At 71.2% G+C, this 15,872-nt stretch carries 15 protein-coding genes and 1 pseudogene; 10 read left to right on the top strand and 6 right to left on the bottom strand.

Translation table 11 applies throughout. From position 1 onward, the window contains the following. The first annotated feature begins 171 nt into the window (after positions 1 to 171). The 8 genes from G6R20_RS03595 (at position 172) to G6R20_RS03630 (ending at position 7,151) form a co-directional block, all read left to right on the top strand. On the top strand, positions 172 to 1,551 hold the full coding sequence (locus G6R20_RS03595) for a glycosyltransferase family 4 protein (RefSeq protein ID WP_119192179.1): 1,380 nt from the start codon (positions 172 to 174) through the stop codon (positions 1,549 to 1,551). After that, entirely contained in the window at positions 1,538 to 2,257 is a 720-nt protein-coding gene (locus G6R20_RS03600) for a class I SAM-dependent methyltransferase (RefSeq protein ID WP_119192178.1), read from the top strand. Before G6R20_RS03595 ends, G6R20_RS03600 begins: the two co-directional genes overlap by 14 nt. A 6-nt stretch (positions 2,258 to 2,263) precedes the next feature. Then, positions 2,264 to 3,394 (top strand): prenyltransferase, encoded by a 1,131-nt coding sequence (locus tag G6R20_RS03605; RefSeq protein ID WP_069389558.1) that lies wholly within the window; start codon positions 2,264 to 2,266, stop codon positions 3,392 to 3,394. Between the two features lie 79 nt (positions 3,395 to 3,473). Next, positions 3,474 to 4,331, top strand: coding sequence for an LLM class F420-dependent oxidoreductase (locus tag G6R20_RS03610; protein WP_069389557.1), 858 nt, complete (start codon positions 3,474 to 3,476; stop codon positions 4,329 to 4,331). Between the two features lie 59 nt (positions 4,332 to 4,390). Next, the gene (locus G6R20_RS03615) at positions 4,391 to 5,284 is read left to right on the top strand and encodes an SDR family NAD(P)-dependent oxidoreductase (RefSeq protein ID WP_163375582.1); all 894 of its coding nucleotides are present in this window, start codon (positions 4,391 to 4,393) and stop codon (positions 5,282 to 5,284) included. After that, entirely contained in the window at positions 5,281 to 6,327 is a 1,047-nt protein-coding gene (locus G6R20_RS03620; RefSeq protein WP_163375583.1) for a pirin family protein, read from the top strand. The genes G6R20_RS03615 and G6R20_RS03620 overlap by 4 nt, the downstream gene beginning before the upstream one ends. Positions 6,328 to 6,340: 13 nt before the next feature. Next, complete coding sequence (locus G6R20_RS03625) at positions 6,341 to 6,694, top strand: GNAT family N-acetyltransferase (protein WP_119192174.1); 354 nt, start codon at positions 6,341 to 6,343, stop codon at positions 6,692 to 6,694. Position 6,695: 1 nt separating this feature from the next. Next, positions 6,696 to 7,151: a carboxymuconolactone decarboxylase family protein gene (locus tag G6R20_RS03630; protein WP_069389553.1), complete on the top strand. Its 456-nt coding sequence runs from the start codon at positions 6,696 to 6,698 to the stop codon at positions 7,149 to 7,151. Between the two features lie 53 nt (positions 7,152 to 7,204). On the opposite strand, the gene G6R20_RS03635 is transcribed toward G6R20_RS03630, so the two are convergent. Continuing rightward, on the bottom strand, positions 7,205 to 7,621 hold the full coding sequence (locus G6R20_RS03635; protein ID WP_069389572.1) for a YccF domain-containing protein: 417 nt from the start codon (positions 7,619 to 7,621) through the stop codon (positions 7,205 to 7,207). A gap of 55 nt (positions 7,622 to 7,676) precedes the next feature. On the opposite strand from G6R20_RS03635, the gene G6R20_RS03640 reads away from it, so the two are divergent. After that, positions 7,677 to 9,074, top strand: coding sequence for a sigma 54-interacting transcriptional regulator (locus G6R20_RS03640; protein ID WP_067716772.1), 1,398 nt, complete (start codon positions 7,677 to 7,679; stop codon positions 9,072 to 9,074). A gap of 44 nt (positions 9,075 to 9,118) precedes the next feature. After that, positions 9,119 to 11,137 (top strand): VWA domain-containing protein, encoded by a 2,019-nt coding sequence (locus G6R20_RS03645; RefSeq protein ID WP_163375584.1) that lies wholly within the window; start codon positions 9,119 to 9,121, stop codon positions 11,135 to 11,137. A gap of 144 nt (positions 11,138 to 11,281) precedes the next feature. Here G6R20_RS03645 and G6R20_RS03650 read toward each other — a convergent pair whose 3' ends face one another. The 5 genes and pseudogenes from G6R20_RS03650 to G6R20_RS03670 all read right to left on the bottom strand — a co-directional run bounded on the left by G6R20_RS03650 (position 11,282) and on the right by G6R20_RS03670 (position 15,728). Continuing rightward, the gene (locus G6R20_RS03650; protein WP_163375585.1) at positions 11,282 to 11,941 is read right to left on the bottom strand and encodes a class I SAM-dependent methyltransferase; all 660 of its coding nucleotides are present in this window, start codon (positions 11,939 to 11,941) and stop codon (positions 11,282 to 11,284) included. Positions 11,942 to 11,965: 24 nt separating this feature from the next. Beyond that, positions 11,966 to 12,364 carry a carboxymuconolactone decarboxylase family protein gene (locus G6R20_RS03655; RefSeq protein ID WP_240341248.1) on the bottom strand — a complete coding sequence of 133 codons (399 nt, stop codon included), beginning with the start codon at positions 12,362 to 12,364 and terminating at the stop codon, positions 11,966 to 11,968. Further along, entirely contained in the window at positions 12,361 to 13,368 is a 1,008-nt protein-coding gene (locus G6R20_RS03660; protein WP_163375586.1) for an NAD(P)-dependent oxidoreductase, read from the bottom strand. Before G6R20_RS03660 ends, G6R20_RS03655 begins: the two co-directional genes overlap by 4 nt. Then, entirely contained in the window at positions 13,365 to 14,117 is a 753-nt protein-coding gene (locus G6R20_RS03665) for an SDR family oxidoreductase (protein ID WP_163375587.1), read from the bottom strand. Before G6R20_RS03665 ends, G6R20_RS03660 begins: the two co-directional genes overlap by 4 nt. A gap of 166 nt (positions 14,118 to 14,283) precedes the next feature. Beyond that, positions 14,284 to 15,728, bottom strand: a pseudogene (locus tag G6R20_RS03670) (aldehyde dehydrogenase). Positions 15,729 to 15,872: the final 144 nt, after the last annotated feature.

The following is a 15,872-nucleotide window of genomic DNA, read 5'->3' on the forward strand; positions in this document are numbered from 1 at the left end:
GAGTGACACCGACACCGGACCCCCGAGCGCCTCTCGCGCCGGGGGTCCGGTGCGTTCGTCCGGCCGTGTGTGGGACCGGGGCGAACGTGTTCTAGACTTTCCCGATGTGCCCGTCGCGGCCCGCGACACTCGCCGACGGCGGGCCGACGACCATGAAGGAGGCGATCGACGGTGCGGATCGCGCTGCTCTCGTACCGGAGCAAGCCGCACGGCGGGGGCCAGGGCGTCTACGTCCGTCACCTCAGCCGCGAGTTGGCGGCACTCGGACACACGGTCGAGGTGTTCTCCGGTCAGCCCTACCCGGAACTCGACCCGGGCCCCACGCTCACCGAGGTCCCGAGTCTGGACCTCTACAACGACGCGAACCCGTTCCGTACCCCGCACCCGCGGGAGATCCGCGACCTCATCGACGTGCTCGAGGTGGTCACCATGTGGACCGCTGGGTTCCCGGAGCCGCGGACGTTCAGCATGCGGGCCGCGCGCACACTCCGGGAGCGTCTGGACGACTTCGACGTGGTGCACGACAACCAGTGCCTGGGATCCGGCCTGCTGGACCTGGAGAAGGCGGGTTTCCCCGTCGTGGCCACGGTGCACCACCCCATCACGCGGGATCGCGCGCTGGCCATGAAGGAGGCCCCGCTGCGCAAGAAGATCACCACGTGGCGCTGGTTCGGGTTCCTGGGCATGCAGATGCGGGTCTCCCGCAAGCTGCAGGAGATCATCACGGTCTCCAGCAACTCCGCCGATGACATCGCCACCGACTTCGGTGTCGATCCGGTTCGCATCGTCACCATCCCGCTGGGCGTGGACACCGACCGGTTCCACCATCGTCGCGTGCGCGAGCCCGGCCGCCTGGTCTGCGTGGCCAGTGCCGATCAGCCGCTCAAGGGCGTGCCGGTCCTGTTGCGCGCGCTGGCCAGGGTCCGCGAGGAGCACCCGGGCGTGCGCCTGACGCTGGTGTCCAAGCTCAAGCGCAAGGGCGAGGCTGCCAGGCTGCTCGACAAGCTGGGCCTGAGGGACGCGGTGGACCTGGTGTCCGGGGTCGACGACGACGAGCTCGCCGATCTCGTCGGGTCGGCCGAGATCGCGGTCGTGCCGAGTATGTACGAGGGATTCTCCCTGCCTGCGGTGGAGGCCATGTCCAGCGGCTGCGCTCTCGTCGCGACGCGTGCCGGCGCGCTGCCGGAGGTAGTCGGCACGGACGACTCGGCGGCCCGCCTGGTCGAGCCGGGCGACGTCGACGCGCTGGCCCGTGAGATCAGCGCGCTGCTGTCCGACCCGGCCGAGCGGCAACGCCTCTCTCAGGGCGGCCGTGCACGGGTCATGGAGCGTTACAGCTGGGCCGCCGTCGCCCGCCGGACCGTCGAGGTCTACGAGGCCGCTATCGCCCGGGTCCGCGGCGACGCGCTGCCGGACCTGACGGCCGGGCCGGTCCTCGGGCCGGATCAGACCGAGATCGACGAGCACGTCACCGATGACGTGCCCGAGGTGCTCCCGGAGTCCGGTGAGTACACCATCCGTGAGCAGGAGGACGCGCATGCTGACCGCTGATTTCGACCGTCTCGGGGTCACCCCCGGTATGCGAGCCATCGACGTGGGGGCCGGCCTCGGTCGTCACACCTTCGAGCTCTACCGGCGTGGCGCGGACGTCACGGCGTTCGACCAGAACGCCGACGAGATGCAGCAGGTCTCCGACATGCTCGCCGCCATGGAGGCCGAGGGCGAGGGGCTGCCCACCTCGAAGGGGGAGGCCGTCACCGGGGACGCGCTCAACATGCCGTACGAGGACGCGACCTTCGATCTGGTGCTCATCTCCGAGGTGCTCGAACACGTCCCGGAGGACACCAAGGCCATCGCCGAACTGGTGCGGATCCTCAAGCCGGGCGGCGTCGCCGCGGTGACCGTGCCGCGTGAGTGGCCGGAGAAGCTCTGCTGGAAGCTGTCCGACGCCTACCACTCCAACCCGGGTGGGCACTGCCGGATCTACACCGCCGAGGAGTTGGGGTTCAAGCTCCGCGCGGCGGGCCTGGAGGTCACCGGCACCGGGTTCGCCCACGCGCTGCACGCCCCGTACTGGTGGCTCAAGTGCGCGGTGGGCACGGAGAACGACGACCACCCGTTGCCGAAGGCGTACCACAAGCTGCTCGTATGGGACCTGATGAAGGGGCCCTGGATCACCCGCACCGCCGAGAAGGTGCTCAACCCGGTGATGGGCAAGTCCATCGTATTCTACCTGCGTAAGCCCGTGGAGGCCTGATCGTCCGTGCAGACGCCCAACACCGGAGTCACCAGCCAACGTCCGGTCCCCGCCGTGCCCGGGGTCCTCGACGCCGACGCGGTCCGCGCCACCGGCGAGTGGCTCGCCTCCGTCCAGAAACCCAACGGTGAGATCCCGTGGTTTACCGGCGGTCACACCGACCCCTGGGATCACGTGGAATCGGCGATGGGCCTGTCCGTCGCGGGTCAGTGGGAGGCCGCCGAGAGGGCGTACGGGTTCCTCCGGGACACCCAGCGGGGCGACGGGTCGTGGCCGATGAAGTGGCAGGACGACCACGTCGCCGACGGTGACATCGATTCCAACTTCTGCGCGTACGTCGCGGTGGGCGTGTGGCACCACCACCTGGTGAGCGCCAGGCCCGGGTTCCTCGAGTCGATGTGGCCGATGGTGCGCCGGGCACTCGACCTGGTGCTGACCTTCCAGGGTCCCGAGGGGCAGATGTGGTGGGGCGCCGGACCCGAGGGCTTCTGCGAGGAGGCGCTGGTCACCGGCTCGTCCAGCATCCACCACGCGCTGCGCTGCGGCGTCGCGATCGCCGAGGAACTCGGCGGGAGCGCGCCGGACTGGGACGCCGCCGCCGACCGGCTGGGCCATGCGCTGCGCGCCCACCCCGAGCTCTTCACACCCAAGGACGAGTTCTCCATGGACTGGTACTACCCGGTCCTGGCCGGTGTGATGGTGGGGGACCAGGCACAGGCGCGGCTCGACTCCCGGTGGGACGACTTCGTGGTGGACGGCCTGGGCATCCGCTGCGTCGACCACCGGCCGTGGGTCACCGGGGCCGAGACGTGCGAGCTGGTCCTCGCCCTGGAGGCGGCCGGGCGACACGAGCAGGCGCTCGCGCAGTTCACCAACATGCAGCACCTGCGGGACACCGACGGCTCCTACTGGACCGGACTCGTCTTCGCCGACGGCAAGCGGTGGCCGGTCGAGCTGAGCACATGGACCGCGGCCGTCATGTTGCTGGCGGCGGACGCCCTATCTCGCACCACCCCGGGCAACGAGATCTTCCGCTACGTCTCGCACCACACCATGCAGCGTCTGCAGTCCCAGCCGGGGGATCCGGCCGACTGCGTGGCGGGCGAGGTCTGCCCACCCGCCGCAGTCGTGCGCTAGTCTGTGGCGACACCGCCGCTGGACACCTGTCTGATCAGGTGTCAGGCGGCGGGTCGACGCTGCGCACGAGGGAGAACGCATGGAATTCGGACTGACCCTGTTCACCAGTGACCGGGGCATCCGGCCGACCACGGCCGCCGTGGCCGCCGAGCGGGCCGGGTTCTCCGCGTTCTACGTTCCCGAGCACACGCACATCCCGGTGCGGCGCGAGGCCGCGCACCCGGGCACCGGCGGCGCCGAGCTCCCCGATGAGCGGTACAGCCGCACCCTGGACCCGTGGGTCGCCCTCGGCGCCGCCGCGGCGGTCACGTCGACCATCCGTCTCGGGACCGCCGTGTCCATCCCGGTGGAGAGCGACCCCGTCACGTTGGCCAAGACCATCGCGTCGGTCGACCACCTCTCCGACGGGCGCACCGTGCTCGGCGTGGGGTACGGCTGGAATCTGGACGAGATGGCCGACCACAACGTGCCGCCGAAGCGTCGGCGCACCATGCTCCGCGAGTACCTCGAGGCCATGCGGGAGCTGTGGACGCACGACGAGGCCGAGTACCACGGTGAGTTCGTGGACTTCGGTCCCAGCTGGGCCTGGCCCAAGACCGCCCGCACTCCCGGCCCGCTCACCCTCGTGGGAGCGGCCGGCACCGAGAAGAACCTCAGGTGGATCTGCCGCAGCGCCGACGGCTGGATGACCACCCCGATCTCCCAGGACATCGCCGGCAGCGTACGGACGCTGCGGGAACTGTGGGCCGAGGCAGGTCGGGAGGGCGAGCCCTACATCGTGGTCCTCGACGGGAAACCGGATCACGAGAAGATCGACGCCTACCGCGAGCTCGGCGTCCACGAGCTCGTCTACGGAACCCCGGATCGGACCGAGGACGAGGTCCTGGCCTACATCGACCGCCTCGCCGGCAAACTCGGCCTCAACGCCCTGGTCTGAGGCGGGCGGGGCCACCTGGACAGCCCCACCGGGACTCCGCACGCCGGTACCGTCAGGGTATGGACACCAGCGCGCCCGCCGCCCCCGTCGTCGTCGTCACCGGAGCCGGGGGCGGCCTCGGGGCGGCCACCACCGCGCTCTACGCCTCGCGGGGCTGGCACGTCGTGGCCGTCGACCTCCAGGCACCGCCCGGCGGTGACCGCATCACGTCCCACGCCGCGGACGTCACCGACTCCACCTCGCTCACCGCGCTGGCCGACCGGGTCCGACGCGAGCACGGTCGCCTCGACGCGCTCGTCACGTTCGCGGGCGTCCTCGGGATCGGGCCGCTGGCCGAGACCGATCCGGACCGGGTGCAGCAGGTCCTGGATGTCAACGTCATGGGCACCGTGCGCACCGTCCACGCACTGTGGGACCTGCTCCGGGAGACCCGCGGGAGGGTGGTCCTCATCAGCTCCGAGACCGGCCCCCAGCACGGCATGCCGATGAACGGCGCCTACGCCATGAGCAAGCACGCGATCGAGGCCTACGGTGACGCGCTGCGGCGCGAGCTGATGTTCCTCGGCCTGGACGTCGTGCTCGTCCAACCGGGTCCGTTCCGCACCGGGATGACCGCCTCGATCCGGCGGCGCTTCCAGGAATCGACCGCCCCCGGTTCGCCGTTCGCCGCGATGGCCGCGGTGATGGGGGAGATGGCCGCCGGTGAGGACGACAAGGCCACCGACCCGTCCGTCCTCGCCGAGGCGGTGTGGACCGCCGGCACCACCGCGCGCCGCCGTCGCCGCTACGCCGTGCGATGGGACCTCGGCCGACGTCTCTTGGACCACCTGCCGGTGGCGGTCGTGGACAAGGCGCTCGTCCTGGCGCTGGGCGGGAAGATCAACGCCAAGAAGCTGGAGCTGCGCCGCGAGGCCGTCGACGCCCGGGCCGAGATGAGCGAGGTCGTCGAATGAGCAACCTCGACCCCGACCCGCCCGAGGTCGAGTGCGAGGCCGGCGGTGCGCCGGGCGGGCCCCGTTCGGAGGACGCACAACCCGGCGCGGCCGCCGTGGAGATCATCACCTCCCGCGAGGTGCCCCTGGGCGGGCCGCGGGCGATGACGGTCCGCCGGACGCTGCCGCAGCGCCAGCGCTCGCTCATCGGCGCCTTCTGTTTTGTCGACCACTACGGACCGGATGACGTCTCGGCCACCGGCGGCATGGACGTGCCCTCGCATCCGCACACCGGCCTGCAGACCGTGAGCTGGCTCTTCGAGGGCAGCGTCACCCATCACGACTCCGGGGACAACCATGCTGTGGTGCGCCCGGGGGAGGTCAACCTCATGACCTCCGGCGCAGGCATCTGCCACACCGAGGTCTCGACCCAGGACACCACCGTCCTGCACGGCGTGCAGCTGTGGACCGTGCTACCCGAGGAACACCGCGAGAGCAGCGGCCGCAGGTTCGACCACCACGTGCCCGACCCCGTCGGATTCGCCGGCGGATCGGCGCGGGTGTTCATGGGGTCGCTGCTGGGCTCGTCGTCGTCGGTCACCACCTACACCCCCCTCGTCGCCGCGGAGCTCCGGCTCGACCCCGGCGGCGAACTGCGACTGGACGTCGACCCGGCCTTCGAGCACGGGCTGCTCGTCGACTCCGGTGATCTGACCCTCGAGGGCGTCGACGTCGAGGTCAGCCATCTCGCGTACACCGGCGTCGGCGAGACCACCCTGACGATCTGCAACACCGGCACCACCGCCGGGCGGGCGGTCCTCATCGGTGGCACCCCGTTCGAGGAGGACATCATCATGTGGTGGAACTTCATCGGCCGGACCCACGACGAGATCGCGGGCTACCGCGAGCAGTGGGAGGCCGGATCGGAGCGCTTCGGACGCGTGGACGGCTACATCGGCCACGACCCGCGGGGGCTGACCCGGCTGCCCGCGCCCACCCTGCCCACCACCACCCTCAAACCGCGGGTCAACCCGGACCCGCGCGCGCAGTCGACCCCGATGTGAGAGGACACCGCAGATGACCGAGTACATTGACAAGACCGGCGCGACCGTGACCGTGGACCGAGCCGACTCCACCGAGGCGTTCGAGGTCCGGGACGCCTCCGGCGAGGTCGCCGGCCACGCCAATTTCCGCGACCACGCCGGCGAGCGCGTCTTCCACCACACCGTGGTCGACGAGCAGTTCGGTGGCCGGGGCATCGGCACCGCACTCGTGCGCGGCGCGGTGGAGGCCACGCGCGAGGAGGGGATCACCATCGTGCCGGTGTGTTCGATGGTGGAGGGTTTCCTCGGCAAGAACGCGGACGAGTTCGCCGGCGCGTACCGGGAGGCCACGGACGCCGACCGGGCGCGATTCGGCGGGGAGGGCTGACATGGGGGTTCCGCAGTTGGACCGCACCCAGCGCGAGGTCTACAAGCGGTTCGTCCGCACCGCCGTCGCCTCGCGGGAGGCCTCCGGCGAGGCCGGGCTGGAGGAGTCGCTGCTCGAACTGGTCAACGTGCGCGTCTCGCAGCTCAACGGCTGCGCGGCCTGCCTGGCCACCCACGTGCCGGCGGCCCGCAAGGCCGGGGTCTCCCAGGACCGGCTCGACCTGCTGCCCGCGTGGCGGGAGATCGACGCCTTCGGTGACCAGGAGAGGGCGGCACTACGACTGGCCGAGACGCTGACCCGGCTGGACGACGCCGAGGAACGTGCCGCCGCGATCGCAGCCGCCGCCGACCACTTCTCCGACGAGCAGCTCTCGGCGCTCGAGTGGACGATCGTGCTGATCAACGCCTTCAACCGGGTGTCGATCGCCAGCCACCACCAGCCGGCGATCGAGGACTGACCGGGCCCGGCCGCGGTGCGGGGGTGCGTGGTCAGCTGGTGGCGACCGGGCGGTCAGCGGGTGGCGACCGGCACCATCGCCGCCCGGTCGGAGCGGACGATCTCCTTGCCGAACGGGAAGCACGTGACCGGGATGAGCTTGAGGTTGGCCCACGCCAGGGGCAGGCCGATGATCGTCACGGCCTGTGCGACGGCCGTGGCGACGTGGCCGATCGCCAGCCACAGTCCGGCCACCAGGAACCAGATGACGTTGGCGACCGTGCTCACCCCGCCGGGACGGCCCCGGTCGACGACCTCCCGGCCGAACGGCCACAGCACGTAGGCGGCGATCCGGAAACTCGCGACCCCGAACGGGATCGTGATGATGAGGATGCAGGCGAGGATCCCGGCCAGCACGTAGCCGAGGAACAGCCAGATGCCCGCGGTCAGCAGCCAGATGATGTTGAGGACGAGGGTCAGCACTGCACGCATGGTGCCCACCCTATGCCGGAAGCGGAAGTGGCATCGCAGGGCTACGGTGGGCGGTGTGAGCGATAAGCCGAACGTCAAGACTCTCGGCGAGCTGCGCGCCGCCGGATACACCAGCCGCACCCTCCGGGAGGAGCTGCGCGAGAACCTGCTCGCGGCCCTGGCCGCCGGACGCGATCCGTGGCCCGGCATGCACGGCTTCGACACGACGGTGATCCCTCAGGTCGAGCGGGCGATCATCGCCGGCCACGACATCGTCCTCCTCGGCGAACGGGGGCAGGGCAAGACCCGTCTGCTGCGCACGCTCGTCGGGTTGCTGGACGAGTGGTCGCCCGTCGTGGCCGGGTCCGAGCTGGGCGAGGACCCGCTCGCGCCGATCACCGGACCCACGCGCGAGCGGATCGCCCGTGAGGGCGATGCGCTGCCCGTGCAGTGGCGCCACCGTGACGAGCGCTACGTGGAGAAGCTGTCCACCCCGGACACCTCCGTCGCCGACATGATCGGCGACGTGGATCCCATGAGGGTGGCCGAGGGCCGCCGACTGGGTGACCCGGAGACCATCCACTACGGGTTGGTGCCGCGCGCGAACCGCGGGATCGTGGCCCTCAACGAGCTGCCCGACCTGGCCGAGCGGATCCAGGTGGCGCTGCTCAACGTCATGGAGGAGCGGGACGTCCAGATCCGCGGCTACGTCCTGCGCCTCCCTCTGGACGTGCTGGTGGTGGCCTCGGCCAACCCGGAGGACTACACCAACCGCGGTCGGATCATCACTCCGCTCAAGGACCGGTTCGGCGCCGAGATCCGGACCCACTACCCGCTCGACCTGGCCGACGAGATCGAGGTCGTGCGGCAGGAAGCCGAGCTGACCGCCGAGGTGCCGGACCCGCTGATGGAACTGCTCGCCCGGTTCACGCGCGAGCTGCGCACCTCCGACTCGATCAACCAGGCCTCCGGCGTCTCCGCCCGCTTCGCCATCGCCGGCGCGGAGACCGTCGCGGCGGCGGCCCGTCGGCGGGCGGCCGTGCGGGGTGCCGACGACCCGGGTGAGTCCGTGGCACGGCTCGTCGACGTGGACGCCGCCGTCGAGGTCCTGCGCGGCAAGATCGAGTTCGAGCCCGGCGAGGAGGGGCGCGAGACCGAGATCCTGCGGTACCTGCTGCGCATCGCCACGGTGGACGTCGTCCGCGGACTGTTCCGGGGGATCGACATGACCCCGCTGGTCGACGCGTTCGACGGGTCGGTGACCCTCACGACCGGCGCGAGCGTCACCGCCGCCGAATTCCTCGCAGCCCTGCCCGAGCTGTCCGAACCGGGGCTCTACGATGAGATCGCCGACAGGGTCGGGGCGTCCAACGTCGGCCAGCGGGCCGGCGGGATCGAACTGGCGCTGGAGGGGCTCTACCTCTCACGGCGTCTGTCCAAGGAGACCGGGGACGGCGCCGCCGTCTACGGCTGACATCATCTGCGGCGGCCTGGTGCCGCCGGAGCAGGAGGTGCGCGATGTCGCGACCAGAGCCCCGCGCCCGCTACGGGCGCTACATCGGCGGGCCGGACCCCCTCGCGCCCCCGCTCGACCTGTCCGAGGCGCTCGACGCGGTCTCCGAGGGCGTCATGGCCGGGTACTCCCCGGAGCAGTCCATGCGGGAGTTCCTCCGCACCGGCGGCCGCGACCAGACAGGCCTCGACGAGCTGGCCGGACGCATCCAGCGTCGACGCCGCGAACTGCTGCAACGGAACCACCTGGGCGGCACCCTCGAGGAGGTCTCCCGGCTGCTCGACGAGGCGCTGCTCGCCGAGCGGGGACAGCTCGCCCGCGACACCGCCATGGATCCGATGGACCGCACCCTGCGGGAGATGACCATCGAGAACCTGCCCGACTCGCCGGCCGCCGCGGTCGGGGAACTCAAGGACTACGACTGGGCCTCGTCCGACGCCCGCGAGGCGTACCGCCGCATCCAGGACCTCATGGGCGCCGAGGTGCTCGACGCCCGATTCGCCGGGATGAAACAGGCGCTGGAGAACGCGACCGACGCCGACCGGGCGGCGGTGTCGGAGATGCTGTCGGACCTGACCGAACTGCTCGACAAGCACGCCCGCGGAGAGGACACCCCCGAGGACTTCCGTGAGTTCATGGACAAGCACTCCGACGCGTTCCCGGAGCAGCCGAAGGACGTCGAGGAGTTGATCGACACCCTCGCCGCGCGGGCGGCCGCGGCCCAGCGGATGATGCGCTCGATGACGCCGGAGCAGCGGGAGGAGCTCATGGCCCTGTCGCAGCAGGCGTTCGGTTCGCCCGAGTTGATGGAGCAGCTGGGCCGGTTGGACGGGCTGCTGCAGTCGCTGCGTCCGGGCGAGGACTGGGACGGCTCGGAGGACTTCGAGGGCTCCGAGGGGCTGGGGATGTCCGAGGGGACCGCGGCCATGGCCGAACTCGGGGACCTCGATCGGCTGGCCGAACAGCTCTCCCGGAGCGACAGGTCCCCGCTGTCCGAACTCGACCTGGAGGCGGTGGCCCGCCATCTCGGTCGCGAGGCGGCGGTGTCCGTGCAGACGCTGTCGCGGCTCGAGCAGCAGATGCGCGAGTCCGGTTACCTCAGTCGCCGACCGGACGGGGACCTCCGACTCTCCCCGGCCGCGCTGCGCAAACTCGGGAGGTCACTGCTCCGCGACGCCGCGCAGCGGTTGTCCGGCCGGACCGGCGCGCGCGAGACCAGGCTGTCGGGGGCCGCGGGGGAGCAGACGGGGTCGAGCCGGGTCTGGGAGTTCGGTGACGTCGAGTCCTGGGACGTGCCGAGGACCGTGGGCAATGCGATCTCCCGGATCGCCGCGGAGGGGGGCGAGACGGGTGCGGGGATCCGGCTCCTGCCCGAGGACATCGAGGTCAGGGAGACCGAGGCGCGGACCCAGGCCGCAGTGGCGCTGCTGGTGGACACGTCGTTCTCCATGGCCATGGAGGGGCGGTGGGTCCCGATGAAGCGTACGGCCCTGGCCCTCCACCACCTGGTGAGCACCCGTTTCCGGCAGGACCGGCTGCAGCTCATCTCGTTCGGCCGCTTCGCCCAGACCCGGACCGTGGAGGACCTGCTCTCCCTGGACGCGCAGTACGAGGCCGGCACGAACCTGCATCATGCGCTCCTGCTCGCCGGGCGGTACTTCCGTGAGCACCCGACGATGCAGCCGGTGTTGCTCATCGTCACCGACGGCGAACCCACCGCCCATCTGCTCAGCGGCGGGGAGCCGTGGTTCGCCTACCCGCCGGACCCTGAGACCATCCGGATCACCGTCGACGAGTTGGACCGGGTCGCCCGCACCGGGGCGCAGACGACCTTCTTCCGGCTGGGCGACGACCCGGGTCTGTCCCGGTTCCTCGACGCGCTGGCCCGGAGGGTCGACGGCACGGTGGTGGCGCCGGACGTCGACGACCTGGGCGCGGCCGTGGTCGGGCGGTTCCTGCACTCACGGCGCGGCCGGCCCTCACCCGGCGACCCGTGGAGCGCCGGCGGCCGCTGGGCGGTGTGACCCACCCCGCCGCTGCCCCGCCCCGGCTCTCCGCGAACCACGAAATCCGCTACTCCGAATCCGGATCCGCTACTCGAATCGGGGTAGCGGATCCGGATTCCGGGTAGCGGATCCTTGGAGGTGCGGGTAAAGGGCGTGCGGGGCTCAGGGCATCGGCGCGCCGACCTCGCCGGAGCCGCGGCGCAGCACGCGCAGCGAGTCCACGGCCCGGACCTCGGTGAACTGGCCCGACTCGAGCGCGCGGCAATAGATCTCGTACGGGGGACGGCCGCCGTCCTCCGGGTTCGGGAACACGTCGTGGATCAGCAGCGCCCCGCCGATCTCGACCCATGGTGCCCAGCCCTCATAGTCGGCCTGCGCCGCCTCGGAGGAGTGGCCTCCGTCGATGAAGACGAACGACGCGGGCTTGCCCCAGACGCGGGCCACCTGGGTCGACGTGCCCACCGCGGCGGTCACCACGTCATCGAGTCGGGCGTCCCACATGGTGTGGCGGAACGCGCCGAGGGTCTCCAGGCGGCCGGTGTGCGGGTCCACCAGCGAGGTGTCGTGGTATTCCCAGCCGGGCTGGTGCTCCTCGGAGCCCCGATGGTGGTCGACGGTGACGATGCTGCCGCCGGTCACGCGGGCGGCCGCGCCGAGGAACACGGTAGAGCGGCCACAGTAGGTGCCGATCTCCACTCCCACACCGTCGCCCAGGAACTCGCAGGCAATGTCGTACAGGGTGATGCCCTCCTCCAGCGGCATGAAGCCGGGGGCGGCGAGCGCTACGGCGAGCAGCGCGGGTTCGATCTCGGGTGCGGTCATGGGTTTCAACCTAGCGCCCGCCCCTCAGCTCTCGGCGCGGCGGGCGGCCTTGCGGGCACGCGCCACGTGCGGGCCCACCACGTTGCCGAGTTTGGTCCCGTTGGGCCAGCCCGCGTAGTAGCAGAGGAACACCACGATCTCCTCCAGTTCCTCGGGCGTCAGCTCGTCGTTCCCCAACGCCGCCCCCACCTGGATGTCCGCGATGTCGGTGTTGCCCTGGGCCGTCAGCGCCCCCAGGAGCAGCAACCGGCGATCGCGGTGACTCAGGCCCGGGCGGGACCAGATCCTGCCGAACAGGTGGTCCGCGGTCTCGGCGAAATAATCACCCGGCCCGTCGGACATCTCGAAGCCGTACACCTCGGTCATCATGGCCAGACCGTGCTCGCGCTCCGGGCTCATCCCGGCGTCCGCGGCGTCGCTCATCGGTTCTCCTCGTCGTCGTGGTCTCGTCCGGTCCCGCCCGCATCGCCGGACACGCCGTCGGACGCGCGGACGTCCGCGCGGCGGGCGAGCTCACCCGGCCCGACACCGAACCCGGTGCCCAGGTCGCGCAGCGCGATGGTGCCCAGGGGCAGGTCCACGCCCAGCCGGTCGGCCAGGCCCAGGGCGAGGGACAGGTCCTTCTCTCCCAGGCCACGGACGTGGGTGAACACGCCGTGCCAGAAGTCGTCGGTGGCGATCGGCGCGGTGGTGTCCCGCAGCATCACGGCCCCGGCGCCGCCGGTGATGGCGTCGGTGTGGCGGACCACCCGGCCCAGTTTCGCGATGTCGATGCCCGCGGCCTCGGCCAGCCGGGAGGCCTCGGCGGTGGCGGTGAACGAGATGAAGTGCAGGAGGTTGCGGGCCAGCTTCATCCGCGTGCCCGCACCCACCTCCCCGGCGTGCACGGGCATGCCCGCCCACAGCAAGACCTCGCGCGGCGCACCGACCATCACGGCGAGCTGACCCGATTCCGCCCCCTGCGCGCCACCCGACACCGGCGCGTCCACCAGGTGGACGCCGGCCGCCGCACACACCTCGGCCAGCTCAACAGCCGTCGAGTCGGCGATGGGGGAGTGGACCGCGATCACGGTCCCCGGTGCGGCGGTGCGCAGGATCCCCTCGGGTCCGTCGACGACGTCACGCACCTGGGCGTCGTCCAGCACCGTCACCGACACCAGGCGCGCCGTGCGGGCGACCTCGGCACCGGTGGCGGCGGCGGTGGCGCCCTCGGCGACGAACGGCTCGGTCGTCTCCGGGCGCACGTCGCACACCACGAGTCCGCCCGGCCAGGCCAGGAGGCGCTTCGCGATCGGCGCACCCATGTTGCCCAGGCCGATGAACCCGACCGGGGCGGGGGAGTCGCCGGGACCGCCGGGGCCGATCCGCAGGGCGGGCTTCTGTTCGGGGGCCGGGGCCGGGTCGCTCGTGATCGGATGCCCGCTCATGACCGGATGATCTGTCCGCCGTCGACGTTGAAGATCTGCCCGGTGATCCACGACGCCTCGTCCGACAGCAGGAACAGCAGCATCCCCACCAGGTCCTCCGGCTGACCCATGCGCTTGATGGGCAGCTTGTCGACCATCTCCTTGACGATCGACTGCGGGGTCGAGGAGCGGTTGGCCTCGGTGTCGATCGGCCCGGGAGCGATGGCGTTGATGCGGATGTTCGAGCCGCCCAGCTCGGTGGCGAGCTGCTGGGTGAGGCCGTTGACGCCGACCTTGGCCAGGCCGTAGAAGCCCGAGTACAGCCACGCCGCGGTGGAGGACTGGTTGACGATCGCGCCACCGCCGGCGGCGGCCATCTTCTCCCAGCAGGCGCGGACCATGAGCAGCTGACCGTTGAGGTTCACCGACATGAACTTCTCGTAGTAGTCCCACGGCGCGGTGATGAGGAAGTCGAGCTTCATGCCGCCGAAGATCGCGGCGTTGTTGACCAGGATGTCCAGGCGGCCGAACTCCTCGACCGCGGCCTCGGCACAGGCGTTGGCCGAGTCGGGGTCCGAGACGTCCGTGTGCTGGAAGACCGCCCGGCCGCCCGCGGCGACGATGTCCGCGGCGACGCGCTCCCCGTTCTCGGTCGACACGTCGGCGACCACCACGTTCGCGCCCTCGGCCGCGAGGGCCTTGGCGTACTCCTCGCCGTTGCCGCCGGCGGCTCCGGTCACGATGGCGGTCCTACCGTCGAAACGTCCCATGTCGTGTGTGTCTCTTCCTGTCGGCGTGGTGATGCTGGATGGGGTGGTGCTGGTGAGTGGTGCTGGTGAGTGGTGTGGGGCCAGGTGCCGGGCCAGTGGTGCCGGGTGCCCGGGCTCTCCGGTGCTCTCCGGTGCTGTCCGGGGCTGTCCGGGGCTGTCCGGGGCCTCAGGCCGGGGTGGCCACGGACTTGATCTCGAGGTACTCCTCGAAGCCCTCGCGGCCCCTCTCGCGGCCGATGCCGGACTGCTTGTACCCGCCGAAGGGCACGTCGGCGCCGTACCACTGGCCGCCGTTGACGCCGAGGGTGCCGGTGCGAATGCCGGCCACGACCTTCTCGATCCGCTCGGGGTCGGTGCCCCACACGGCTCCGGACAGGCCGTACGGGGAGTCGTTGGCGATCCGGATCGCATCGGAGTCGCCATCGTGGGGGATGACCACCAGGACGGGGCCGAAGATCTCCTCCTGCGCCACGCGTGCCGAGTTGTCGAGACCGGAGTGAGGGTCGGCTCCACCCAGAACCCGCGCTCCATGCCCTCGCCGGTGGGGCGACCGCCGCCGATCTCGATGGTCCCGCCCTCCTGGCGCGCCAGGGCGATGTAGCCCTCGATGCGCTCGCGCTGGACCGCGGAGATGACCGGGCCGCAGAAGGCACCCGGGTCGTTGGGGTCCTTCGGGGCGAATGCCGCCATGGCGCCCTTGGCCGCCTCGACCGCCTCGTCGTACCTCTCGCGGGGCACGACGAGGCGGGTGGTCAGCGCACAACCCTGGCCGGCGTGCGTACACGCGTTGAGGGCGGTCATGAAGCACGCCGAGTTCAGGTCGGCGTCGTCCAGCACGACCGCGGCGGACTTGCCGCCGAGTTCGAGGAAGACCTTCTTCAGCGTCTCGGCGGCGGCGGCCATGATCTTCTTGCCGGTCGCGGTGGATCCGGTGAAGGAGACCAGGTCGACGCGAGGATCGGTGGTCAGCTGTTCGCCGAGGCCGTGGTCGGACGACGACACCACGTTGAGTACGCCGGCGGGGATGTCCGTCTCCTCGGCGGCGATCCGGGCCACGGCCGCGGCGATGAGCGGGGTGTCGGGGGCGGGCTTGAGCACCACGGTGCAGCCGGCGGCCAGCGCGGGGCCGATCTTGGCGAAGTTGATCTGGTTGGGGAAGTTCCACGGGGTGATGGCCCCGACGACGCCGATCGCCTCGGGCCGGGTCGAGCGGTTGGAGCGCACGCCCATGATCTCGGACTCCCCTAGTTCGGTGACCCACTCGTAGGCCTCCACCAGGTCGGCGAGCCAGCCCAGGTCCGCGACGGGCCCCTCCAGCTGGGGGCCGGTCGTGAACATGTGGGGCGCGCCGACCTCGGCGATGGTCAGTGCCCGCAGCTCCTCGATGTGTCCCTGAAGTGCGTCGCGGAGCTGGCGCAGGCACCGCGCACGGAACGCGTGGTCCCAGGACCAGTCGGTGGTGTCGAACGCGGTGCGCGCGGCGGCGATGGCCGCGTCCATGTCCTCGCGCCCGGCGTCGGCGGCCCGGCCGATGACCTCCTCGGTGGCCGGGTTGAGGACGTCGAACGTGGCGCCCCCGGTCGCGGGTCGCAGCTCACCGCCGATCAGCAGGGGGGGCGGTGTCGGCGATGCTCGTCGTCACTTCGGAGCCTTCCGTCGTGGTGGGTCGATTCAGCGGTGGATCGATGCCGAGGTGGATCGATCCAGAGTGGCTGGACAGCTGTCTAGACGATAGTCCGGACGGTGGTGTACTGT

Source organism: Dietzia sp. Alg238-R159, from assembly GCF_900537145.1.
Lineage (GTDB): Bacteria > Actinomycetota > Actinomycetes > Mycobacteriales > Mycobacteriaceae > Dietzia > Dietzia kunjamensis.